18 protein-coding genes are annotated in these 23,580 nt (G+C 39.9%); 7 read left to right on the top strand and 11 right to left on the bottom strand.

What is annotated here, in order from left to right:
* Nucleotides 1-57 precede the first annotated feature (57 nt).
* The 5 genes from AY601_RS23195 to AY601_RS23175 all read right to left on the bottom strand — a co-directional run bounded on the left by AY601_RS23195 (nt 58) and on the right by AY601_RS23175 (nt 7,744).
* Nucleotides 58-1,236: an acetyl-CoA C-acyltransferase gene (locus AY601_RS23195; protein ID WP_068405806.1), complete on the bottom strand. Its 1,179-nt coding sequence runs from the start codon at nt 1,234-1,236 to the stop codon at nt 58-60.
* An 87-nt stretch (nt 1,237-1,323) separates the two neighbouring features.
* Nucleotides 1,324-3,729: a 3-hydroxyacyl-CoA dehydrogenase/enoyl-CoA hydratase family protein gene (locus AY601_RS23190; protein ID WP_198163716.1), complete on the bottom strand. Its 2,406-nt coding sequence runs from the start codon at nt 3,727-3,729 to the stop codon at nt 1,324-1,326.
* Nucleotides 3,710-4,168 carry a MarR family winged helix-turn-helix transcriptional regulator gene (locus AY601_RS23185; RefSeq protein ID WP_068405800.1) on the bottom strand — a complete coding sequence of 153 codons (459 nt, stop codon included), beginning with the start codon at nt 4,166-4,168 and terminating at the stop codon, nt 3,710-3,712. Before AY601_RS23185 ends, AY601_RS23190 begins: the two co-directional genes overlap by 20 nt.
* Nucleotides 4,169-4,375: 207 nt before the next feature.
* Complete coding sequence (locus tag AY601_RS23180) at nt 4,376-5,710, bottom strand: OmpA family protein (protein WP_068405797.1); 1,335 nt, start codon at nt 5,708-5,710, stop codon at nt 4,376-4,378.
* A 249-nt stretch (nt 5,711-5,959) separates the two neighbouring features.
* Nucleotides 5,960-7,744: an AMP-dependent synthetase/ligase gene (locus tag AY601_RS23175; protein WP_068405794.1), complete on the bottom strand. Its 1,785-nt coding sequence runs from the start codon at nt 7,742-7,744 to the stop codon at nt 5,960-5,962.
* Nucleotides 7,745-8,282: 538 nt separating this feature from the next.
* On the opposite strand from AY601_RS23175, the gene AY601_RS23170 reads away from it, so the two are divergent.
* On the top strand, nt 8,283-8,762 hold the full coding sequence (locus AY601_RS23170; RefSeq protein ID WP_068405791.1) for a hypothetical protein: 480 nt from the start codon (nt 8,283-8,285) through the stop codon (nt 8,760-8,762).
* 85 nt (nt 8,763-8,847) lie between these two features.
* Here AY601_RS23170 and AY601_RS23165 read toward each other — a convergent pair whose 3' ends face one another.
* Nucleotides 8,848-10,674 (bottom strand): M61 family metallopeptidase, encoded by a 1,827-nt coding sequence (locus tag AY601_RS23165; protein ID WP_232324655.1) that lies wholly within the window; start codon nt 10,672-10,674, stop codon nt 8,848-8,850.
* A gap of 106 nt (nt 10,675-10,780) precedes the next feature.
* On the opposite strand from AY601_RS23165, the gene AY601_RS23160 reads away from it, so the two are divergent.
* The 4 genes from AY601_RS23160 to AY601_RS23145 are packed head-to-tail and all read left to right on the top strand — an operon-like array spanning nt 10,781 to nt 17,199.
* Complete coding sequence (locus tag AY601_RS23160) at nt 10,781-11,869, top strand: efflux RND transporter periplasmic adaptor subunit (protein ID WP_068405785.1); 1,089 nt, start codon at nt 10,781-10,783, stop codon at nt 11,867-11,869.
* 14 nt (nt 11,870-11,883) lie between these two features.
* Nucleotides 11,884-14,997, top strand: a complete 3,114-nt coding sequence (locus tag AY601_RS23155) for an efflux RND transporter permease subunit (RefSeq protein WP_068405783.1) — start codon at nt 11,884-11,886, stop codon at nt 14,995-14,997.
* 19 nt (nt 14,998-15,016) lie between these two features.
* Nucleotides 15,017-16,330: a TolC family protein gene (locus AY601_RS23150; RefSeq protein ID WP_068405780.1), complete on the top strand. Its 1,314-nt coding sequence runs from the start codon at nt 15,017-15,019 to the stop codon at nt 16,328-16,330.
* Nucleotides 16,331-16,347: 17 nt separating this feature from the next.
* Nucleotides 16,348-17,199: an N-acetylglucosamine kinase gene (locus AY601_RS23145; RefSeq protein ID WP_084359422.1), complete on the top strand. Its 852-nt coding sequence runs from the start codon at nt 16,348-16,350 to the stop codon at nt 17,197-17,199.
* Between the two features lie 452 nt (nt 17,200-17,651).
* Here AY601_RS23145 and AY601_RS23140 read toward each other — a convergent pair whose 3' ends face one another.
* Nucleotides 17,652-18,068 (bottom strand): GNAT family N-acetyltransferase, encoded by a 417-nt coding sequence (locus tag AY601_RS23140; protein WP_068405775.1) that lies wholly within the window; start codon nt 18,066-18,068, stop codon nt 17,652-17,654.
* 360 nt (nt 18,069-18,428) lie between these two features.
* A complete protein-coding gene (locus tag AY601_RS23135) occupies nt 18,429-18,896 on the bottom strand; it encodes a hypothetical protein (protein WP_068405772.1) in 468 nt (155 codons plus the stop codon).
* Nucleotides 18,897-19,038: 142 nt separating this feature from the next.
* Between AY601_RS23135 and AY601_RS23130 the strand changes: the two genes are divergently transcribed.
* The gene (locus AY601_RS23130; protein WP_198163570.1) at nt 19,039-21,036 is read left to right on the top strand and encodes a S8 family serine peptidase; all 1,998 of its coding nucleotides are present in this window, start codon (nt 19,039-19,041) and stop codon (nt 21,034-21,036) included.
* Nucleotides 21,037-21,047: 11 nt separating this feature from the next.
* Here AY601_RS23130 and AY601_RS23125 read toward each other — a convergent pair whose 3' ends face one another.
* The 3 genes from AY601_RS23125 to AY601_RS23115 form a co-directional block, all read right to left on the bottom strand.
* On the bottom strand, nt 21,048-21,551 hold the full coding sequence (locus AY601_RS23125; RefSeq protein WP_068405766.1) for a GAF domain-containing protein: 504 nt from the start codon (nt 21,549-21,551) through the stop codon (nt 21,048-21,050).
* 137 nt (nt 21,552-21,688) lie between these two features.
* On the bottom strand, nt 21,689-22,849 hold the full coding sequence (locus AY601_RS23120; protein ID WP_068405763.1) for an iron-containing alcohol dehydrogenase: 1,161 nt from the start codon (nt 22,847-22,849) through the stop codon (nt 21,689-21,691).
* Nucleotides 22,850-22,914: 65 nt separating this feature from the next.
* A complete protein-coding gene (locus AY601_RS23115) occupies nt 22,915-23,103 on the bottom strand; it encodes a hypothetical protein (RefSeq protein ID WP_068405760.1) in 189 nt (62 codons plus the stop codon).
* 85 nt (nt 23,104-23,188) lie between these two features.
* On the opposite strand from AY601_RS23115, the gene AY601_RS23110 reads away from it, so the two are divergent.
* On the top strand, nt 23,189-23,557 hold the full coding sequence (locus AY601_RS23110) for a response regulator (RefSeq protein ID WP_198163569.1): 369 nt from the start codon (nt 23,189-23,191) through the stop codon (nt 23,555-23,557).
* Nucleotides 23,558-23,580 lie beyond the last annotated feature (23 nt).

Below are 23,580 nucleotides of genomic sequence, written 5' to 3'. Positions count from 1 at the left end.
GGGGTTTTCCCGGAGATTTCCTGTTTATATTTTATAATGAAGCGCTTTTAATAACCGCTAAAGAAGTTCAAAAATACCAGCAGCACCTTGTCCGCTACCCACACACATTGTCACCATTCCGTATTTACCATTCCTGCGTTTCAGCTCATGGAACAATTGCACAGAAAGTTTTGCACCTGTACAGCCTAGCGGGTGACCTAAAGCAATCGCACCGCCATTCACGTTTACAATATCCTGATTGATGCCTAAAGTTCTGACCACTGCCAGTGACTGAGAAGCAAAAGCTTCATTCAGTTCAATTAAGTCCATTTGTTCTAAGGTCAGACCAGCTTTCTTTAAAGCCAGAGGAATAGCCTCAATCGGGCCAATACCCATAATTCTTGGCGGAACACCTACCACACCATAACTCACCAGGCGGGCAATAGGGTCAACCCCAAGTTCTTTCAACTTACTTTCAGAAACGACGATCACAAAAGCCGCACCATCCGAAGTCTGAGAAGAATTACCAGCTGTTACACTTCCATCAGCTGCAAAAACAGGTTTAAGCTTAGCTAACTTATCCAGAGAAGTATCCGCACGCGGCCCCTCATCGGTATCTACAACATAACTTCTGGTCTTCTTTTTTTGCTGACCATCCAGATAGTTTTCAGTCACTGTGATTGGTGCGACTCCAGCTTTTAAATGTCCATTTTTTATCGCCTCAACTGCTTTCATATTTGACCTGAAAGCAAACTCATCCTGATCCTCTCTGCTCACCTTATATTCATTGGCTACAGCTTCGGCAGTAAGCCCCATGCCCCAGTACCAGTCCGGGTTCTTTTTAGCGACCTCGTAATTAGGAACTACTTTCCATCCACCGAAAGGCATACCAGACATGACCTCAACACCACCGGCGATAATGCAGTCTGCCATTCCACTTTTAATTTTAGCAACCGCAGTCGCTATGGTATCCAATCCTGATGCGCAGTACCTGTTTAAGGTTACACCCGGAACTTTAACCGTGTCCAGTCCCATCAGGGAAATCATACGGCCTATATTTAATCCTTGTTCTGCTTCCGGAGTTGCATTACCAACAATGACATCATCTATTTGATCTTTATCCAGATTAGGCACTGAGGCTACCAATTGTTTGATGACTTCAGCAGCCAGATCATCGGCCCTGGTAAAACGAAATACGCCACGTGGTGCTTTGCCCACTGCTGTACGTAAACCTGCTATGATATATGCTTCTTGCATTTTTTGATGTAGTTAAGAAAAGTCTCAGCGGAATAAATCCTGCTAAGCCTTTGCTGTTAAACATTATATTATCTTTAAATCCTCTGGTTAATTACGAAGTGGTTTACCCTTGGTCACAATACTCTGAATCCTTTCTAAAGTTTTCCGCTCACCACAAAGTGATAAGAAAGCTTCTCTTTCCAGATCCAGTAAATACTGCTCGGTTACTTCTGTAGGAGATGACAAATCACCGCCACACATTACATAACCCAGTTTTTCTGATATCTTTTTATCATGTTCAGAAATGTAATGGCCCGAATACATCGTATTTGCACCTGCATAAACAATTCCTAAGCCTTGTTTACCCAGCACTCTGATATCTTTTCTTCTCACAGGTTGTGTATAACCAGCATCTGCCAGTTCAATAGCTTTTGCTTTAGCATCCGCAATCAATCTGCTCCGGTTCATAGAAACAGAGAATTTATCTTTTTGCAGGTAACCTAATTCATAAGCTTCCAGCGCAGAGGTAGAAACCTTAGCCATTCCGATAGTCAGGAAACGATCTTTCAGTATATTCTGAACAATCTGGTCATCTTTGTACTCATCAGAAGCACGCAGGGCAAATTCTTTTGTGCCTCCACCGCCAGGGATCACCCCTACACCAAATTCAACCAGCCCCATATAAGTTTCTGCATTCAGCTGTACATGGTCCGCATGTAAACTGAATTCACATCCACCACCCAGCGTGAGGTTATGTGGAGCTACCACAACCGGAATTGAAGAATATCTGATTCGCATCGAAGTATTCTGGAATGCTCTGATTGCCATGTTCAGCTCATCCCAATCCTGCTCTACAGCCATCATGAAGATCATTCCAACATTTGCACCCGCCGAGAAGTTGGCACCATCATTACCAATAACTACTCCTCTGTAATCCTTTTCTGCCAAGTCTATTGCTTTGTTGATAGCCTGAAGGGTATCGCCCCCGATGGTATTCATTTTGGAATGAAATTCCACATTCAATATTCCATCACCTAAATCAAGAATAGAAGCACCTGAGTTTTTCCAGATTGTTTTAGTCGTACGGATATTATCCAGGATAATAAATGAATCAGCACCTGGTAATGCTTTATAGCTCTTAGAAGGAATATCGTAATATTTTTTAACGCCATCTTCTACCTTGTAAAAAGTAGTATGGCCAGCGGCAAGCATTTCATGAACCCAGGCAGCAGCCTCATGTCCATATTTTTTCATGTCTTCCAATGACTCTTTAATACCTACAGCGTCCCAAACTTCAAACGGGCCTAAATCCCATCCGAATCCCGCACGCAGGGCATCATCAATCCTGTAAAGTTCATCTGAAATTTCAGGGATCCTGTCAGATACATATTCAAACAAGCCAAAGAAAGAATGTCTGAACACTTCTGCTGCTTTATCCTTACCAGCGGCAAAAACTTTCATTCTGTCTCTGACGTTTTCGATTGGTTTAGTCAGTTCAAGCGTAGCAGATTTCACTTTCTGCTGAACACGGTATTCCAGTGTTTTTAAATCAAGCGCTAAAATCTCTGTTTTACCGTCAGCAGTTTTTGTTTTTTTATAGAAACCTTGTTTGGTTTTATCCCCTAACCATTTATTGGCTTCCATTTTAACAACGTAGTCAGGAAGCTTAAATAAATCATGAGCTTTATCATCAGGACAGTTATCATAAAGTCCTTTGGATACTTTAATCATCGTATCTAAACCTACCACATCAGAAGTACGGAAAGTAGCTGATTTTGGTCTGCCTAAAGCAGGTCCCGTAAATTTATCAACTTCTTCTACTGTCAAGTCCAGTTTCTCTACCAGGTGCAGCAGAGCCATCATAGAATATACGCCTACTCTGTTGGCGATGAATGCAGGCGTATCTTTACATAAAACCGTGGTTTTACCTAAAAATTTATCTCCATAGTGCATTAAGAAATCTACCAGCTCAGGCCTGGTGTCCGGAGTAGGAATGATTTCCAGTAAACGCAGATAACGTGGTGGATTAAAAAAGTGTGTACCACAGAAATTAGCTTTAAAATCATCGCTTCTTCCTTCGGTCATTAAATGTATAGGGATACCAGAAGTATTGGAGGTAATTAACGTTCCGGCTTTACGGAACTGCTCAACCTGTTCAAATACTTTTTTCTTAATATCAAGATTTTCAACTACGACTTCAATAATCCAGTCTACGCCGGCAATTTTAGACATATCGGCCTCGAAGTTACCAGTGGTAATCTTGTTGACTACCTTTTTGGTATAAACCGGGGAAGGATTAGTTTTAATGGCATTTTGCAAAGCTGCATTGACAATACGGTTCTGAACTGCCGGATTTTCCAGCGTCAAGCCTTTGGCTGTTTCCTCAGGGCTGAGTTCTTTCGGTGCAATATCTAACAACAATACTTCTACACCTATATTCGCAAAGTGACAAGCAATGCGTGAGCCCATGATACCGGAGCCTAATACCGCTACTTTATTTATCTTTTTGTTCATCATTTCCTGTAGTTACTGTATATCCTAAAGTGAGTTTATTTAATTTCTGTAAGCTTTGTACCAGGCCGTTCTTTTCTGGTACAGTCAAATGATCATTCAGGTATTCATTGAAAGAGCGGACAACGCTTTTTGCCACTTGCCGCTTTTCCCGGCCGAAGTCTGTCAGAAAGACTTTTACGGATCTTTTATCTCCAGAAGAGGCCTCCCTGTATATCAACCCGGATTCCTCCATATTGTTTAGCATTCTGGACAAGCTGGTCGCCTTCACTCCAAGCAGTCCTGCAAGCTGTGAGACTGCCGTTCCATCTTTATCGATATTAATCAACACATAACCAATAGCTTGCGTGATTCCAAATTCAGATGCGATCTGGTTATAAGTATTTGACATGTTCTGCCAAACCACTTTCAATAAATAATCTATTGTTTCCTGTTGTTTCATTAATTGCTATGCTTGCATAACAAAGCTAAAGAATATAAAACTAGGATGCAAGAAACCATCATGATTTTTCAGACTCCATAACGAAATGAATATCAAAATCATGATAGCTTCATAACCGCTGAAAAACAATTACATACTAATAAAAAAAAGAGCACAAAAAAAGCCGCCAGGTTTGACCCTGGCGGCTTCTAAAATATTGGTTTCAGACTAGTATAAAGTAAATTCTACTCTTCTGTTTTTCTGACGACCAGCTGCAGTTTTGTTCGTTGCAATTGGTTGGTTTTTACCGTAACCAGTAGCTTCGATTCTAGATGCATTAGCACCTTGAGAAACTAAGTAAGCTTTAACTGACTCAGCTCTGTCTTTAGATAATCTCATGTTCAAATCAGCTGAACCTGTGTTATCAGTATGACCAGCTAATTTCAAGCTAAAGTTTTTAGTTACTAAAAGGTTAGCAACACGGTTTAAAGAAGCATATGATTTAGATCTGATAGTCGCTTTAGACAAATCAAATTCTAAGTCTTTAATTGCTTGTTTAACAACTTTACGATCAGCTTCAGTGATGATTACTTTTTCAGTAACAACTGGAGCAGGCGCAACTAATGGACATCCAGCACCATCAACAACAGTTCCTGATGGAGTGTTAGGACATTTATCCAATTTGTCAGCAACACCGTCACCGTCAGTATCTTTTAATAAATCGCTCATTTCAGTTCTTAATTTAGCATTTTCAGATTTTTGAGCATCTAAATCGCTTTTTAAAGAATTTGCAATGTTTTTAGCTTGAATAGCTTCATCATAAGAAGCAGCAACTGGATTGCTGAAAGCTAATTGCTTTCCTTTACCCAATGCAAACTCTAAACCAGCGTGAGCATAGTTGAATTTATCACTGTGACGGCCACCACGTTGAGTTCCGTCTAAGTTATCACCATCAACAAAGTAAACAGACCATCCTAAGTTAAAGTTAACTTTATCAGAAACTTTAAATCTAGCACCTAATCCTACAGGGATGATTAATTCTTTAACATCTTTTGGATATTCAGTAGTTACATTACCAGCAGTAACTTTTGGTTTGTAACCAGCTAAACCAGCACCACCTGTTACATATAATTGTAATGCATCTTGTTTTCTGAATAAGTCAATGTTAAACATGTTAACTTCTGCGCTTAAACTAGCCGCATAGTTTAATTCAGTTTCGAATTTAGAGTTACCACCAACAATAGCAACACCTTTTCCATCATTAAATGATTTAGAGTTATCACCTTTCAATTTACCTCTGATTCCGTCTAATTTCAAAGAGAAATATGGAGTGAATTGTTTTTTAACGTAAAGACCATATCCAAAACTAGAAGTGTTCTTAGAGAAATCATTGTGGCCACCAAGTGGAGAAGTTGGCGTTAAAACACCAGCGTTAACACCGATAGACCAGGTACTGAACTGTTGAGCAGCATTAGTAACCGGAGCTTCCTGAGCTTGTGCAGCACCTCCAATTAAAAGGGCAGCTAAAGCTACCGGCAAACTTTTGAATAATTTTTGTTTCATAATATGAGTTTATTAAAAAATAGTTCTGGTATTTTTTTGATACTTAAGCAATATCTATACCAAATTCGTTTATAGGTCCCCGGGCAGTCTAGGGGCAGGTTTTTCTTCATAAACTGTATGTTTAATGAAGCAAAATCTGCCATTTTAAATGAACAGAAACTTATATAACGCCGCCAAGGTATGGAATATAAAGAAATCTGACAAATAATTTTCAGTCAAGAAGATTATTTATTACTATTAAAACACATTCTATTCATGTTTTTCAGATTTATAGTCCGCTGCGTCCTTATACATTTTCTCAATTAACTCTTTATTCTTCTCTAGGATAATTTTCCTCTTCAAACTTAACTTAGGCGTAAACTCACCCCCTTCAATGCTCCATGCTTTAGTAAGTAGTACAAAGCGCTTTACCTGCTCCCATTTACCAAAATCTTTAGATCCGTTAACAATTTCCTGGTTGTATTTTTCAAGGACCTGGGTATTCTGAACCATTTCATGATCAGTAGTATAGGTAATCCCTTTTTTAGTACACCATGATTTTAAGGCTTCAAAGTTTGGTACAATTAACGCAGACGGAAACTTACGGTTTTCACCCAGTACCATAATATGGTCAATCAATACCGATTCTTTATATTTATTCTCCAACATTTGTGGTGCAACATATTTACCACCAGCAGTTTTAAAAATTTCTTTTTTACGGTCAGTAATTTTCAAAAACTTTCCATTGACCAGTTCCCCAATATCTTCAGTATGAAACCAACCGTCTTTATCAATAGCTTCAGCAGTCAGATCTTCCCGTTTGTAATAGCCTTTCATAACGTTATGACCTCTGGTCAGCACTTCTCCATCAGCGGCAATCTTAACTTCGACCCCATCGATCACAGGCCCGACAGTACCAAACATGGCATTGTCGAAATGGTTAACTGTAATCACCGGTGAAGTTTCTGTTAAGCCATAACCTTCAAAAACGGGCATTCCTGCTGCCCAGAAAATACGTGCCAGGCGTGGGTTTAATGCAGCACCACCAGAAACAATCACTACGATATTTCCACCCAAAGCTTCCTGCCATTTCTTAAAGACCAGTTTTCTGGCAATCCCCAGTTTAAAGTTGTAAAACCAGCCACTTTTCATATCATATTGTTCAGCAAGCGCAACTGACCAAAAGAAAATACCTTTTTTAATCCCTGTAAGCGCTTTCCCCTTTTCCATGATTTTATCATAAACCTTTTCCAGTAATCGTGGAACGGTAGAAAAAGCATTTGGTTTAACGGACTGGATATCCGCGACAATAGTATCCATACTCTCCGCATAATAGACAGCGACCCCCATATAGAGATAGAGGTAGACAATCATCCGCTCAAAAATATGGGATAACGGCAAAAAGCTGAGTGCATTTTCCAAACCCTGCGGAACAACAACAGCAGAATTTATAAAATTCTGAACCAGGTTATTGTGCGTCAGCATAACACCTTTTGGCGTTCCGGTTGTACCAGAAGTATAGATCAAAGTCAGCACATCATCAGGGGTGACAGCTGCACGGTAAGTTTCCAGCTCAATTCCTTCACTCTTTGCACCTGCATCTATCAGTAAACTCCAGTGATTTGCACCTGGGACTTCGTTAAAAGTATAAATCTTAAGGTCTGGATTAACAGCTTCACCAATAGGCTTTACCTTTTTGAATAATGTTTCATCTTCAACAAACAATACACTTACACCTGCATTTTCCAGAATAAACTTAATATCATGCTCAGCCAGTGTAGGATACAAAGGCACATGGTATCCGCCAAACTGGTTTACAGCAAAATCTGCAATATTCCATTCTGGTCTGTTGTGGGACATTACAGCTATCCTATCACCTTTACCCATCCCCAGCTGCAGTAAGCCTTTACTCAGGTTATCTGCAGTAGTTGAAAATTGCTGAGTGCTATATTTTTTCCATACCCCATTACTCTTTCCACTAATAAACTCGTCTTTTGGGAATTTCTCTAAGTTGTATTTAAGTAAATCAAATACTCTTGTTACAGTTACAGGCATAATATTGATTTTATCAGTTTAAATATTTTATATAGATGAACCCGGTAAGGTTCAAGAACGAAATTAGTTCCGGATTACTTTGTTATTCCCAAATCTAACAAATTAATTATTGTAATAAAACCAATTTTAATTTTGGTATGTTTTACTGCTGTAATCTTCTCAAACGCAGATAATCGTCATATTTAATAGGCATTTAAGTGCTTAAATCTGAAAAATCAAGACTAGAAATTATCTCCCCTTGTTCCTTTTGGCGCCATTCATCTGCTTTTACATTTGTCCTGAATAAGCTACTTTTTATAGACTGTTATAGTGTGGTTCTGTAGGACACTACATCGACTACAGCTTCTCTCTACAATGAATCCACGTATTTCCGGAAAAAGGTAGACTCATAGTAAACTCAACTCCTGGTTAACCCGGCCAGTTCTACTCGTTTTCCAAACTATTTACACCCTGTTTTCACATTTAAATTTCAATCCGATGACATACCCGGCATAATAATTGCTCAGCTCATTCTTACATTTAAACTTAAAGTAATCATATGAAAAAAGTATTTACTATACTTTGCCTTACTGTAATCGCTACTTTTGCGATTCAATCATCTTCTAAAGCCCAGAGCTATAAAAATGCTATTGGTGGTCGTTTTGGAGCCGCAAATGGGGTAACATTTAAAACTTCTCTTGGAGAGAACAAAATGTTAGATATCATTGCCAATTTCAGATCTAACAATAACTACAACTATTTCCGTGTAACTGCCTTATATGAAGTTTACCAGCCAATCAGCGGTGCGCGTGGTCTTAACTGGTACTATGGTGGTGGTGCTAGTTTGGGTTCTGTAAAATACAAGCCATACAATTCAAGCGATTTATACCTTTCTGTTGACGGTGTTTTAGGTTTGGATTATAAATTTGCTGATGCCCCTATCAACCTTTCATTAGACTGGAAACCAGCTATTCAATTAGCCCCTGATACTGATTTCGATGCATCAGGTGTTGGACTGTCATTGCGTTTCACTTTCTAAGGAAACAACTAAAAGCATTAAACAAAGAAGGCGTATGGAATTTATCCATACGCCTTCTTTGTTTAATGTAACAGCGGATTTTAGATTAAACCCCGGTCCACCTTTTAAAAACTGCTTTCTCTGAGGCTGTACTTGCCGGATCCATTGAAGAAACCAAGTCCACATTCGGGCTTGCTTTTAAAGTGACTTTAATTTCCTGATCAATCCCATCTCTGATGATTCTGACACGGATGACCTCACCAACCTTTTTAGTACGCACTACTGCCATACTGGAAATTGATGGTGCAGCAGTAACGTCATCAATACTGATCACTTCATCGCCAACATTTAAGCCATCAACCCATGCAGCAGAGTTACGTGATATTGCGGTAATGAGTACATGACCTTCTGCTGGTCTTGATGCAACACCCAGATACGCAGCTTTTTTACCAGCATCTTTCACACTGATCCCTGCAAAACCTAAATACTTTTTATAGTCTACTGTATCTGTACCGTTTACATACTTAGCCCAAAAGTCTGTCAAACTGATTCCGCTGATTTGCTCAGCCTTAGCTTTGAATTCAGCATCAGTATATCCCCTGCCTTTAGTTTTGCACTGCTCATACATGGCTTTCATCACGTCATCCAGGCTTGATTTTCCCTGAGTCGCATGTGCAATTTCAAGATCCATCAGCATGCCTACAATCTCCCCTTTACTGTAATAAGAAATACTACTGTTATTTGAATTCTCATTTGGACGGTAATATTTTATCCAGGCATCAAAACTTGACATCGCAGCTGACTGCTCATAACCACCCGGCGTATTGATCACATCAGACATGGAACTGGTCAGTGTGGCAACAAATTCTTCGGGCGTAGTCAAGCCAGCGCGCAACATCAATTTATTTTCATAATATGCTGTAAACCCTTCAGCAATCCATAAATCCGTAGTATAGTTTTCGTTTTCATAGTCAAATGGCCCTAAAGCAACCGGACGCAATCTTTTCACATTCCACAGGTGATGATATTCATGGGCAACCAGACTTAAAAAGCCTTTATAGCCGTTTTCAGTACCATAACCATTTCTCGAAGCACCTAATACCGTAGAATTTAGGTGCTCTAAGCCACCCCCGCCTCTTTGAAAATTATGCACAATAAACGTATAGTGCTTATTTGGATTTTCTCCGTAAATCGCAGTTGCTTGTTCTACAACCTTAGCCATATCAACTTTTAAACGCTCCGCATTGTAATTTCCACCGCCGTACATCGCCACTTCATGTTTCACACCTGCAGCCGTAAATTCAAAAACTTCCTGGTTCCCAACTTCTATAGGACTGTCAAATAAGATATCATAGTTCTTAGCGATATAAGTGAATTTCTGTCCTTTTACCGGCTCTAAACCTGTAGACACCTTACCCCATCCTTCAAAAGGAATAACTTTAACCGTGCTGGATAAAGCTAGATGGTTATCCGGATACATAAAAATTGCTGTTGGCGATATAAATGCATGTGTCGCATCAATAAATGGCGTACGCACAGATACTTCAAAAGCGTAAACATTATAATCGATCGCTATTGTACTGGATTTGCCGGTATAAACTCTCCAGGTATTTTTCTTTAATTTTTCAGTTTTAAGCACTGTTTTACCTGAAGTAGCTATAAAGCCTTCTACATTTCTTGAAAACTCTCTGATCAGGTAAGAGCCTGGTGCCCATACAGGCATTTTAACATCTATATATTCTTTAGTTAAGCCATCTACCTGCATATTTACATGCACATAGTGTGCTTGCGGTTCTTTAAAACTAACTTCATAATTAACTTTAATTTGTGCTTTAGCTACCAGAGCTGGTGCAATTAACATCAATAATCCTATCCCTATTCGTTTCAACAACATATTATAATTCTTTTGACGCAAATTTAGAACATATAGCATTCGTTATCAGTTTAAATCGGAAATTAGCTGTAACATACTTAATACAAGTAGTGTCAGCGCGCATATTTAAATATTTTTGTATAATTAGTCGCTCCAAGAACCAATTATGAAACTGAAATACGTCATTTACGCCCTTATTTTCCTTGGGATCGTTTATCTTATTTATCATAGGATATCTATCAACAAAAAACTTGAAAACTCGGGAATGGGTACAGGTGCAAAAAACGCTGGCTCTTCCAAAGGGGGGAAACCACAGCAGATGACCGTTAATGGCATCGTGGTTCAGGCCACTTCCTTCGCTAATAAACTGGACATCACCGGCACTATTGAAGCCAATGAGTCGGTTGCCCTGCAAAGCGAAGTTTCAGGATTAGTTACTGGTATCTTTTTTAAAGAAGGAAGTAATGTAACTAAAGGTACCCTGCTGGTAAAAATTAATGACCGCGATATTCAGGCTCAATTACAAGAAGCACTGACCAAACAAAATTTATCATCGGCCAATGAAAACCGGGCTAAACAGCTGCTGCAAAAAGGAGCCATCAGTCAGGAAGAGTATGACACTGCATTAGCTGATTTGAAATCTTTAAAAGCTCAAGGGCAGCTGATCCGGGCACAACTGGCAAAAACATCAATATTGGCGCCATTTAGTGGAAAAATTGGTCTTCGTTCTATTTCTACGGGTGAATACATCACTCCAACTAAAATCATTGCCAATTTACTGAGTACAAACCCGGTAAAAATAAACTTCTCTGTACCTGAAAAATACATGGCACAGATCAAGGTAAACTCAACGATTACTTTTCGCACCGATGGTTCGGCACAAATTTATGAGGGAAAAGTATTCGCTCTTGAACCTGGCATTAATGCACAAACCAGGACTTTACAAGTAAAAGCCCTGGCAGCAAATACAAATAATGAACTACGTCCTGGCTCTTTTGCTAAAGTGTCACTTACACTGGACAAGGTTGACAATGCGATATTAATTCCTAATCAGGCAATTATTCCTGTGTTAAGGGGCAAAACCGTATTTATCAGCAAAAATGGTAAAGCAAAACAAATAGAAGTACAATCAGGTACACGTACCAATGAAAATATAGTGATTAACTCCGGACTAAAAATCGGTGACACCGTTTTAACAACAGGTGCTCTTTCATTGAAAGATGGTGCCCTTGTCAAAGTATCAGTTGTAAAATAACCAACCCTACCGAAATGAGTATATCCACCACGAGTATAAAAAGACCCGTTCTGGCAATTGTAATGAACCTGATGATCCTGCTGTTCGGGGTTATTGGTTACAATTTTCTGGGTGTTAGGGAGTTCCCGAATATTGACCCGACTGTAGTTTCCGTAAGGACTTCTTATCCAGGTGCAAATTCTGACATTATTGAATCACAAATTACTGAGCCACTGGAGAAATCTATCAATGGTATTGACGGGATCAGAAACATGTCTTCTTCCAGTAATCAGGGAAGCAGCACCATTACCATAGAGTTCAATCTGGGTAAAAATATTGAAGAGGCGGCGAATGATGTGCGTGATAAAGTATCACAGGCTACCCGGAATCTACCCAAAGATATTGATGGAAATCCAGTAGTAAGCAAGGCAGATGCAAATTCGGACGCCATTATTACCATGACCATCCAGAGTGATAAAAGAAATCAGCTGGAATTGAGTGATTATGCAGAGAATGTAATCGCTGAGCGGATACAGACTATTCCGGGTGTAAGTAGTGTGCAGATACAGGGACAGAAAAAATATGCGATGAGAATTCGTATTGACCCGAATAAACTGGCTGCTTATGGTTTAACTTCTCAGGATATCGTTACTGCACTTGACAATGAAAATGTGGAGCTTCCGTCTGGTAAAATTACTGGTGCGAATACGGAGTTAACAGTAAAAACATTGGGTAAATTAACGAATGAGAAGGAGTTCAATGACCTGATCATTAAGAATGACGGCAATAATGTGATTCAATTGAAGGATGTTGGTTTTGCCGAAATGGGCCCTGAAAATGAGGAAACCCTTTTAAGAGAGTCTGGTAAACCTATGGTTGCTGTAGCTTTGATTCCTCAACCAGGCGCAAACTATCTCGATATTTCAAAAGAATTCGAGAAGCGTTTTGCAAGGTTAAAAAATGATATTCCTAAAGATATTAAACTGAATGTTTCTCTGGATAATACCAGGTTCATCAAGAATTCAGTGACTGAGGTAGCGGAAACGATTATCCTTTCACTGGTACTGGTTATATTAATTATCTATTTGTTTTTCAGAGATTGGGCAATTGCGATCAGGCCGCTGATTGACATTCCGGTATCACTGGTATTCACTTTCTTCATCATGTACATTTTTGGTTTCTCCATCAACGTACTGAGTTTACTGGCGATTGTCCTGGCTACCGGATTGGTGGTGGATGATGGGATTGTGGTTACAGAAAACATTTTCAAGAAGGTAGAGGAAGGATATTCGCCATTTGAAGCTGCAATTAAAGGATCTAATGAAATTTTCTTTGCCGTTATTTCCATTTCCATCACGCTTGCAGCAGTATTCTTACCGGTTGTATTTTTGCAGGGTTTTGTAGGCCGGTTGTTCCGGGAATTCGGGATTGTGATTGGTGCTGCGGTATTAATTTCCGCTTTTGTCTCCCTGACTTTAACCCCGATGCTGAATGCTTACCTGATGAAAAAAACAGGGCATAAGAAATCGAGGTTTTATGAATGGTCGGAGCCTTACTTTGTCATGCTGAATGAAAATTATGCTAAAAACCTGAATAAATTTCTGGATAAAAGGTGGCTGGCCATTCCAATCATTGTAGCTTGCGTAGGTCTGATTGTGTTATTCTGGAAGATTTTACCGAAAGAAACAGCTCCTTATGATGATAGAAGTGCAATCAATATGAGTATTACTACACCTGAGGGTGCATCTTACGATTATACGGATCGGTTCATCATGAAAATTGCCAAAATGGTAGAGGATTCTATTCCGGAAAAGAATGTGAATATTACCATTACATCTCCGAGTTTCGGAGGAAGCGGTGCTGTAAATAGTGGCTTTGTCAGAATGGGCCTGGTTGATCCTGAATTGCGTGGTCGTTCTCAGGAAGAGATTGCAGCACAGCTGACGCGGATCACCAGGAAATATACAGAAGGAAAAGTATTGGTTACCCAGCAACCGACCATCTCAGTAGGCCGTCGTGGTGGTTTACCGATCAGTTATATTATACAGGCCCAGAATTTTGATAAGCTGCGCGAAAAGGTACCTCAATTTATGGATGAGGTAAGTAAAGATCCTACTTTCACGGTTTCTGATGTCAACCTGAAATTCAATAAGCCGGAAATCAACCTGACCATAGACCGGGATAAGGCAAGAAACCTTGGCGTATCTGTTTCTGCGATTGCGCAAACGCTACAATTGGGCTTAAGTGGTCAGCGTTTTTCTTATTTCTTTATGAATGGAAAACAGTACCAGGTGATCGGCCAGTTTGACCGTGGCAACCGGAAAGACCCATTGGACTTAAGTTCTGTATATGTACGGAATGACAAAGGAGAACTGATACAGGTGGATAACCTGGTGAGTGCAAAAGAAGAAAGCAGCCCACCACAGCTCTATAGGAATAACCGCTTTACGGCAGCAACAGTCTCTGCTGGCCTGGCTCCGGGAAAAAGTATCGGGGATGGTATTGCGGCAATGGACAGAATCAGGGATAAAATTTTAGATGAAACTTTCTCGACTGACCTGAGCGGTGAATCGCGCGATTTCCAGGAGAGTTCTTCGAACACCATGTTTGCTTTCGGGCTGGCTTTATTATTGGTTTACCTGATTTTATCTGCGCAGTTTGAGAGTTTCAAAGATCCGATTATCATTATTATGACAGTACCTATGGCAGTAGCAGGGGCATTCCTTTCCTTATGGTTATTTGGCCAGAGCTGGAATATCTTCAGTCAGATTGGTACGATCATGCTGATTGGTCTGGTCACAAAAAATGGTATTCTGATCGTAGAGTTTGCGAATCAGCTGAAAGAGAATGGCAAAAGTGTACATGACGCGATCAGAGAGGCTTCTGTTTCCCGTTTAAGGCCGATTTTAATGACCAGTCTGGCCATCGCCATTGGTGCTTTACCTATTGCTATGGCATTGGGTGCGGCAGCAAAAAGCCGGATGGGTATGGGGATTGTCATTGTAGGTGGTACTACTTTCTCACTGGTTCTTACTTTATTTGTAATTCCTTCGATTTATTATTACTGGTCTAAGGAGCATAAAACAAACACTGATTTACAAGAGTCTTTAAAAGCAGCATTGGCTGAAGAAAATAGTCCTTCAGCATAAATAATTAGCGTATAGAAAAATGAATAAGTATCTCTTATATAGTTTAGTTTTCCTGCTATTCTGCTGCACAACAACAGTAATAGCTCAGGACACACTCAGCTTAGAAAACGCAATCAGTACGGCATTGAAGAACAATTATGACATAAGATTGGTCAACAATGAAATACAGATCGCCAAAAACAACCTGAATGCCGGAAACGCTGGCATGCTTCCCGGACTTGCGGGAACTTTTAGCAATGGGGGCAGCAGACAAAATACAGTTCAAACTCCGGCAACCGGCCCGGAGAGAAAATCCAGTGGGGTACGCAGTACAAACCTAAGTTATGGTGTTGCATTGGACTGGACAGTTTTTGATGGATTTCAGATGTTTGCCAATTATGACCGGTTAAAGGAGTTACAAAAGCAGGGTGAAGTGAATGGTAAGTTGACGATACTGAATACTGTTTCTGATGTAGTTGCTGCTTATTATGCTTTGGTCAGACAGCAGCAGTTGGTATTGGCAACCGACAGTGCACTGAAAATCTCCAGGTTAAGGGTAACGATAGCGGATAATAAGTTAAAGATAGGACGCGGTTCCAGATTGGATGTTTTGAGTGCAAAGGTAGACTACAATACAGATACGACGTTATATCTGCAGCAGAAAAACATCCTGAATACTTCGAGAATTACACTGAATCAGTTGATGGCCAGAGATCTGAATATTGTATTTGCAGTAAATGAACGGTTGAATATGGAGAATGACTTGAAATTGGCCGATCTGGAGTTATCAATGGAGCGTCTGAATCCAACTTTGCAGAATGCTTTAATCAACAAAAAGATTGCTGCATTGAGTTTGAAACAGGTTAAGGGACAGCGCTATCCTACGGTAGCTGTCAATAGTGGTTATGAGTTTTCAAGAAGTACGAGCCCAACAGGATTTAATCAGAAGTTCAGGGCCAATGGGCTTACTTATGGTTTAACAGCAAGTCTCAATATTTTCAATGGTTTTTTGCAGCGGCAGAATGAGCGTAATGCGAAGGTACAGCTGAATTCTACGGAATTAAGCCTGGACAAAACAAAGCAGGATATAAGTGCTTTGCTGAATGCCACCTACCAGAATTACATAACTAATCTTGATTTGTTAAAGGTGGAAACCGGAAATGTCGATTTGGCTAAACAGAATCTTGATATTACTTTTGAAAAGTACCGTTTAGGTAGTATAAGTCCACTGGAATTGCGGGAAGCACAGCGCAATTCTATAAATGCGATTATCCGTTTTCTGGATGCGCAATATCAGGCTAAACTAACAGAAATTAATTTAAAAGAGATTAGTGGTACTTTAAATATTCAATAAGTTGATTACTTTCGTTTATGATTTTAGTAGCAGATAGCGGTTCTTCAAAGACAGACTGGCTGGGGTATAAAGATGGTAAAACCATCAGTTTTAGCACACAGGGCATAAATCCTTATTTTTTAAATGCACAGGATATCTTCAAGATATTCACGAAATTGAAAGTTACAGAGGAGTTTGCGGCTGATGTCCGGGAGATTTATTTTTACGGTTCAGGTTGTTCTACTCCTGACAAACATGAGGTTATTTCCAATGGTTTATCGTTATATTTCCCTAAGGCTTTTATCAGTGTGGAGAATGATCTGATTGGTTGTGCTTATGCAACTTGCGGTGATCAGAAGGGTTTGATTTGTATCCTGGGTACCGGCTCTAATGTGTCTTATTTTGATGGAGTCTCTACTTATGACAGCAATTATGGCTTAGGTTATATCCTGGGTGATGAAGGCTCTGGTACTACTTTCGGAAAGAAGATAGTAACATCTTACCTATATGAGCAGATGCCTGAGGATTTGCGGAGCTTGTTTGCTGCAGAGTTTAATACGGATAAGGAAACTATCATCACTAATGTTTACCAAAAACCGTTTCCTAATACTTATTTAGCGGGCTTCAGTAAGTTTATGTACCCGAACAGGGAGCATCCTTTTATCAATCAGCTATTGATTGATGGTTTCCAGGAGTTTATTGATGTAAATATTAAGAATTTTAAGGATTATAAGACGCTGGATTGTCATTTCGTAGGGTCTGTTGCTTATTATTATCAGGATACGCTGAAACAGGTTTGCGAGTTGAATGGGTTGAAGTTAGGAAGGATTATGCAAAAGCCGATTGAGGGGATTTATAATTATATTCTGAAAAAAGAAGGAATTCTCTAGAGTTTTTCCAGCTAAAAAAAATAAACATCCCATGTTCGGACGACATTAGAAATGAATGTCCTCACATTAGGATATTCATTTTTTTTTAGACTCTCCAACTGACGTTCATGTTGCTGGTAGATGTATTAATATGGAGGATAATATATTATGTTAGATGGCAGACTAGCAGGAGACACTGATCTTGCGTAGCAACATGAAGAATTGTCATCAGAAGAATATTTAGGATGTACTCATCAGAAGTACTTATAAAGGATACCAATATGGCAGTTATAATCCAGTGAACAAATGACTAGTAGACTAATGGACTAAATTCAGGATTAATAATCAGAAGAATATTTATCAGAAGAATATTAATATGTACTCATCAAAAGTACTTATAAAGGATATCAATATGGCAGTTATAATCCAGTGGACAAATAGACTAAATTCAAGATTAATAATCAAAATATTGTTTAAAGGTTTAAAGTTTTTTGCATTATCACATAATCAATCCCGCCCTTATTGAATTTATGACCAGTTTTTACCAGACCAAATCTTTTATAAAATGACGCCTTATCAGCACGGGCATTACACCAGATTGTTTCCACCTTATTTTGCTGAGCAACCAGCAGCACATGCTTTAATAATTCTGTTCCATAACCATTTCCCTGAATATTGGTATCTGTTGCAAATTTCCTGAACTGAGCTTCTTTCCCAGTAATGAAAAGTGAAACCACTGAGACTAACTGTTCATCTTTAAAAAGACCAAAATGAACCCCGTCTTTGTCTTCATCTAATTTCACATAAGCAATAGATTTTTCAGGCCACATCACCCTATGCCGTAAATCCCAGGTAACAGCTGCCTCTATTTCTTTAACGATTACTCCCATTTATAATTTTCCTTGAGTATCAAAACAGTTTTTTTTAATAAATAGCCTTTTTTTTCTTAGAAAAAACAGTTTTTCCAATAATAACTTGACCAGCTATTAAACATTAAACAGTTTATTCAAATTTAACTTCTGATTATAGATCTAAAAATCAATTTAACTATCCAAATTATTCTCATTTTAAGCTCCTTCGCTATAACACGCCAACCAGCAAGTGAACGTCAGTTGGAGAGTCTAAAAAAAATGAATATCCTAATGTGAGGACATTCATTTCTAATGTCGTCCGAACATAGGATGTTTATTTTTTTTAGCTGGAAAAACCCTAGAGAACATTTTATAGCTTGGCAAACCCCAGAAAATTTATCAGTAAACCGCCTTATAATTAACCACTATATCGCAAACCGTAACCCTCTTCGCAAAAACCACTACAGGATTCAACTCCCCCCTCCCATTAGACAAACCCGCGAAAAACACCCCACCATCCTCACCAGTAAACAAAGAATAAACCCCCGGTGCCAGCTTACACTCAAAAAACCCCTTTTCATCCGTCTTCACCTTCGCCACTAACGGCTGATGGATCGCCTTATACAACGGCCCCTCACCCTCTGCCTGCGCCCCGGTTGTTACCGCATAAATATAAACCGTACGCTGCATAACCTTCCCGGTATTGCCTCCAGGCTTCCGATCAGGCCCCGGCATAAAATTACCCTCCTTCACTGACACTGTCCCTCTCACACCTTGCTGAACACCCCGCTGACCCGAAATTCCCGGAGCACAAGAAAAATTTGCAAGGATTACTGCCGAACAAAAAATAGCTAAATAAAATTTCATCTGTATAGGTATTAAAGTTAAATTTGAAGTACCCCCGTAACGCAATTCAAGCTATTTACTGTGCACTATGATTAATTCTCTCAATTTACGAAAGTGTGGACTATTATCCATAATATTCTGCGCAAGTCTTACACTTTCGTCCGTGCACGCACAACAAGTCATTATGCCTGGCGTTACCAATGCCACATTTCTTAGAGCCAATAGTGCCGCCCTTGCAAATGCTGCCAATCAACAAAGAGCGAGTGCATTAGCTATTGCTGCCAGTAAAGGATGGGCCGTAACCAGAAGAGACCGGGATGGATCAATCACAAGGCTGCAACGCCTCGATGATGCCGGCTTACCTGTATATTATACAACGACCAGCAATATTATTGCCGCAGCAACCACACGTACCAATAAATTATATGATGGCGGTGGTTTAGGGCTGGCACTCAACGGAAGTACTATTCCAGCAGGAAAAGTAGCCATATGGGATGGAGATGGAGTCTTAACCACACATATCGAATTTGCTGGAGGAAGAATTGAGATCAGGGACAAAACCCAGACCACATCCGAACACTCCACGCACGTTGCAGGAACAATGATCGCAGCTGGTGTAAACCCAATTGCCAAAGGAATGGCATTCGGGCTTCCTAAACTCTACTCCTTTGACTTCGACAATGACACGCCTGAAATGTCTGAAAATGCTGCCGGACTACTCATCTCCAACCACTCCTATGGAGTTGTTGCAGGCTGGTCTTTAAACACAGATATCAACCCGGAACGCTGGGAGTTTTACGCTTCACCAGGTGCTACAGAGGATTATAAATTTGGCTACTACGACTCTCAATCCTCAGACTGGGATAAAATCTGTTACAACGCCCCCTATTACCTTCCGGTCAAATCTGTAGGAAATAACAGGTCATCTAATGGGCCACCAATAGGAGGGAACTATTACAGATACAACGCCGATAAAGTGATGGCCGATGCTGGCAAAAGACCAGAAGGTTTAAGCAGTAACGATAAATATGATAATATAGCCACTTACGGAACTGCAAAAAACATTCTGACTATTGGTGCTATCAATCCGCTGGGAAATGGCCCCTATACATCCGATCGCATTCAGTTAGCTACCTTCAGCAGCTGGGGACCGACAGATGACGGCCGGATTAAGCCAGATTTAGTAGCAGATGGTATTAGAGTAACTTCGACCAGCAATGCAGGCGATGACCGCTATACGACCCTTTCAGGCACCTCTATGTCTACACCAAATGTCAGTGGCTCACTGATACTTTTGCAAGAACTCTACAGCCGCCAGAATAACTCCACCTATATGCGTTCTGCAACACTAAAAGCCGTTGCCATTGGTACTGCAGCCGAAGCAGGAAGCGCTCCGGGCCCTGACTACAGTTATGGATGGGGGTTATTGAATATGGAAGCCGCTGCACAAGCAATCCTGGATAATCACATTAAAAGTAAAATCGCTGAAAACCTGCTCACCCAAGGAGAACAACAGTTTATTGATGTAGTAGCAAAAGGCGGAATTCCCCTTACTGGTACAATTTGCTGGACTGACCCGGAAGTAACTCCAATCAGTACCCTTGATGCACTTAACAATCCAGCTCCGCGGTTAGCCAATGACCTTGACCTGCGTGCTGTTCAGGAATCTGTGACATTTTCACCCTGGATACTTGATCCTGCTAAACCAGTAGCTCCGGCAACAAAAGGAGATAATACCAGGGATAATGTTGAACAAGTTAGAATTGATGAGCCTGTTGCAGGAAAAACATACAGATTTAATGTATCCCACAAAGGAACACTTAAACGTGGAGCACAAGCCTATTCCATTCTTTTAACAGGAATAAATGGTGATGCCGCTTTTGGTTCAAATAAAGTGACTGAAGGTGAATTAAATATGGTAGTTTATCCTGTTCCGGCAAGAAACGAAGTGAATATCAATTTCAATATAGCAGATAAAAAAGAGGTAAGCATCGAGCTGTTCAATATAGCAGGACAGAAACTTTACAGTGAAAAGAAAAATGATTTTTCAGGCGTATATTATAGTCAGATAGACCTCACGCACTATGCCAGCGGTATATACTTCATGGTCGTAAAAATAGGACAGAATTCCTATACCAAAAAATTCATCTGCACTAAATAATGGTGAAAAGGTTAAGCTCTCTTTTCTATTTCAAGCTGGATAAGCTGAGCCACCCACTCCAGTTTTTTCCTATCTGCAGGAGTGAATTTCCTGACCTTTTTATCTACAATACAGACCGCCCCAATATTAAAACCTTCTGAAGTTGTAATCGGTACTGCAGCATAAAACCTAAGACCGAATTCACCTACTACCAGAGGATTTGACATCAGACAAGGTTCTATCAGCGCATCCTCAAAAACCGTCAGCTCATCCCTCAGGATAGCCAGTGAACAAAGACTTGTGCCCCTTTCTACCTCACTACCTGAATCACCCTGCTGATCAGCCTTTGTCCAGACATGGTCCTTATCAACAAAGTTGATCATCGCCAAAGGGACCTTTAACATGGTTGCTGTAACAGCTGCCAGCTGATCAAAGATCGGCTCTGATTTGGTATACAGAATTTTATACTTTTTTAAGTTCTCTAAACGCGCCTCTTCATTCTGTGGAATTATATTCCTTCCAAATGTATTCTCCAATGTGTTATTTATTACTTGTATAACTTATACCTGCGAACCTATACAATTACCATACCCTTTTAAAATATTTTGTCAAAAAAATGTTACACCAAACAGGAGTACAATTATATTCCTGTTTGGTGTAAGACTCTTAAGTACTAATAACTTAACGCAACGATCTGTCTGACATCCCCGGGCTTAATGCTTTTATGTTCTCCTAAACCTAACCATCCTCTTTCGGTAAACCGCTCTTCAATTTTCTCTGCAGTCCCTTCATAATCATCCGTATATTGAGAAAGCATGGTATCAATACCTAAGGAATGGAAAAAAGATTCCGTTCTGGTGATAGCCAAGCCAGCTTTTTCATCAACCGTTCCCTCCTGAATGCCCCAGATCCGCTCTGCATACTGTGCAAGTTTTTCCTTCTTCTGCTCAAAATTATACCTATAATGCCTGGGTACAATAATTGCAAGCGTCCTTGCATGATCAATACCAAACAATGCCGTCAGTTCATGGCCAATGGCATGTACAGACCAATCCGTAGGTACCCCCTTCTGAATCAGTCCATTTAAAGCCATTGTACAGCACCACATAAAGTTAGCTGCAACCTCATAATCTGATGGATCCTGCTGTATTCTCGGTGCTATTTCTATCAATGTCTGCATAATGCCTTCCGCAAACCTGTCCTGTAAAAATGCCTGTGCAGGATAGGTCATATATTGCTCCAGTACGTGCGTAAACGCATCTGTAATCCCATTAGCCAATTGCCGTTGCGGAACAGATTTTACAACCAAAGGATCAAGTATAGAGAATTCAGGGAACAAACCAGGTCCGCCCATTCCGAATTTCTCCTGCGTATCTGCTCTTGTAATCACCGCACCAGAATTCATTTCTGAACCTGTAGCCGGTAAAGTCAGCACTGTCCCAAAAGGCATCCCTTTATCCGTTCTTATCTTATTTTTTAAGATATCCCAAGGCTCCTCTCCCTGATACAAAGCCGCAGCAGAAAGAAATTTCGTACCATCGATAACTGAACCACCACCAACGGCAAGCAAATAAGTAATCTGCTTATCTTTGATTACTTTCAATGCCTGTATCAGTACTTCATATTCAGGATTTGCCGGAATACCACCGAACTCAGTTACATCAAAGCCTTTAAGCGCTGACATCACCTGATCATAGATACCATTCGACTTGATACTCCCTCCACCATAAAGCAATAAAATTTTTGCATTTTCCGGGATCTCCTGACTGATCTTTACAATCTGTCCCTTACCGAATATTATTTTTACCGGATTCTTAAATTCGAAATTCAACATATCTCTAAGGTTAATAAGCCTGAACTGTTTTAAAATTTGTGAATTAAACGCTTTAATCTTATCTCTTAACGCTCCGCTTCTTCATAGCGTATAAACTGCCATTTTGCCTTGGCATCTTTTTCAAAGAAAACTTTATAGCTATTGTCAGGAGGTAAAGTAAAATGAAAAGATAACGTCGTTTCCTGATTATCTTTCGGTATGAAACTAGGGAGTAAGGTATTAGCAATCGCTTCTATTTGTTCTTTGGGCTGCATGTGTCTTTTATAAATAATAAAACAAAAGTATCAATTCTTTCTGCTAATCATGGCACTCTGTTTGTTCAGGATGTTTTTTAAAATTATGAATAGAATACTAGTTGTAGAAGACGATCCGGATTTACTGGAAGTCATTCAAATGGTTCTCGAAGAGAATAAGTATAAGGTTTTTCCATTGATGAACGGAAGGCCGGTTTTCAGGATTATTGAAGAGTTCAGGCCAGACATTATCCTGATGGATATCAGACTCGACGGAATGGATGGAAGAGCAATTTTCAAAGAAATCCGGATCAGGCCAGCTACTGCTCACTTACCGGTTATGTTAATCTCAGGTGGCTTTTCTGAAGACTATATCATGCGGGAAAATTTATTGGCAGATGCTTATCTGGAAAAACCATTTGAGATGGCAGTGCTGCTGAATAAGCTAAAGCAGCTATTAAAAGAGCCTGCCTGAATTCATCATTCAAGGCAGGCTTT

This window comes from Pedobacter cryoconitis (genome assembly GCF_001590605.1).
Taxonomy (GTDB): Bacteria; Bacteroidota; Bacteroidia; order Sphingobacteriales; family Sphingobacteriaceae; genus Pedobacter; species Pedobacter cryoconitis_A.
This window is presented reverse-complemented; position numbering and strand designations above follow the sequence as displayed.

Excerpts from the sequence above, each read along its gene's own strand:
- AY601_RS23195 (WP_068405806.1), bottom strand. The coding sequence starts at position 1,236 with ATGCAAGAAGCATATATCATAGCAGGTTTACGTACAGCAGTGGGCAAA.
- AY601_RS23190 (WP_198163716.1), bottom strand. The coding sequence starts at position 3,729 with ATGAACAAAAAGATAAATAAAGTAGCGGTATTAGGCTCCGGTATCATG.
- AY601_RS23185 (WP_068405800.1), bottom strand. The coding sequence starts at position 4,168 with ATGAAACAACAGGAAACAATAGATTATTTATTGAAAGTGGTTTGGCAG.
- AY601_RS23180 (WP_068405797.1), bottom strand. The coding sequence starts at position 5,710 with ATGAAACAAAAATTATTCAAAAGTTTGCCGGTAGCTTTAGCTGCCCTT.
- AY601_RS23175 (WP_068405794.1), bottom strand. The coding sequence starts at position 7,744 with ATGCCTGTAACTGTAACAAGAGTATTTGATTTACTTAAATACAACTTA.
- AY601_RS23170 (WP_068405791.1), top strand. The coding sequence starts at position 8,283 with ATGAAAAAAGTATTTACTATACTTTGCCTTACTGTAATCGCTACTTTT.
- AY601_RS23165 (WP_232324655.1), bottom strand. The coding sequence starts at position 10,674 with ATGCTATATGTTCTAAATTTGCGTCAAAAGAATTATAATATGTTGTTG.
- AY601_RS23160 (WP_068405785.1), top strand. The coding sequence starts at position 10,781 with ATGAAACTGAAATACGTCATTTACGCCCTTATTTTCCTTGGGATCGTT.
- AY601_RS23155 (WP_068405783.1), top strand. The coding sequence starts at position 11,884 with ATGAGTATATCCACCACGAGTATAAAAAGACCCGTTCTGGCAATTGTA.
- AY601_RS23150 (WP_068405780.1), top strand. The coding sequence starts at position 15,017 with ATGAATAAGTATCTCTTATATAGTTTAGTTTTCCTGCTATTCTGCTGC.
- AY601_RS23145 (WP_084359422.1), top strand. The coding sequence starts at position 16,348 with ATGATTTTAGTAGCAGATAGCGGTTCTTCAAAGACAGACTGGCTGGGG.
- AY601_RS23140 (WP_068405775.1), bottom strand. The coding sequence starts at position 18,068 with ATGGGAGTAATCGTTAAAGAAATAGAGGCAGCTGTTACCTGGGATTTA.
- AY601_RS23135 (WP_068405772.1), bottom strand. The coding sequence starts at position 18,896 with ATGAAATTTTATTTAGCTATTTTTTGTTCGGCAGTAATCCTTGCAAAT.
- AY601_RS23120 (WP_068405763.1), bottom strand. The coding sequence starts at position 22,849 with ATGTTGAATTTCGAATTTAAGAATCCGGTAAAAATAATATTCGGTAAG.
- AY601_RS23115 (WP_068405760.1), bottom strand. The coding sequence starts at position 23,103 with ATGCAGCCCAAAGAACAAATAGAAGCGATTGCTAATACCTTACTCCCT.
- AY601_RS23110 (WP_198163569.1), top strand. The coding sequence starts at position 23,189 with ATGAATAGAATACTAGTTGTAGAAGACGATCCGGATTTACTGGAAGTC.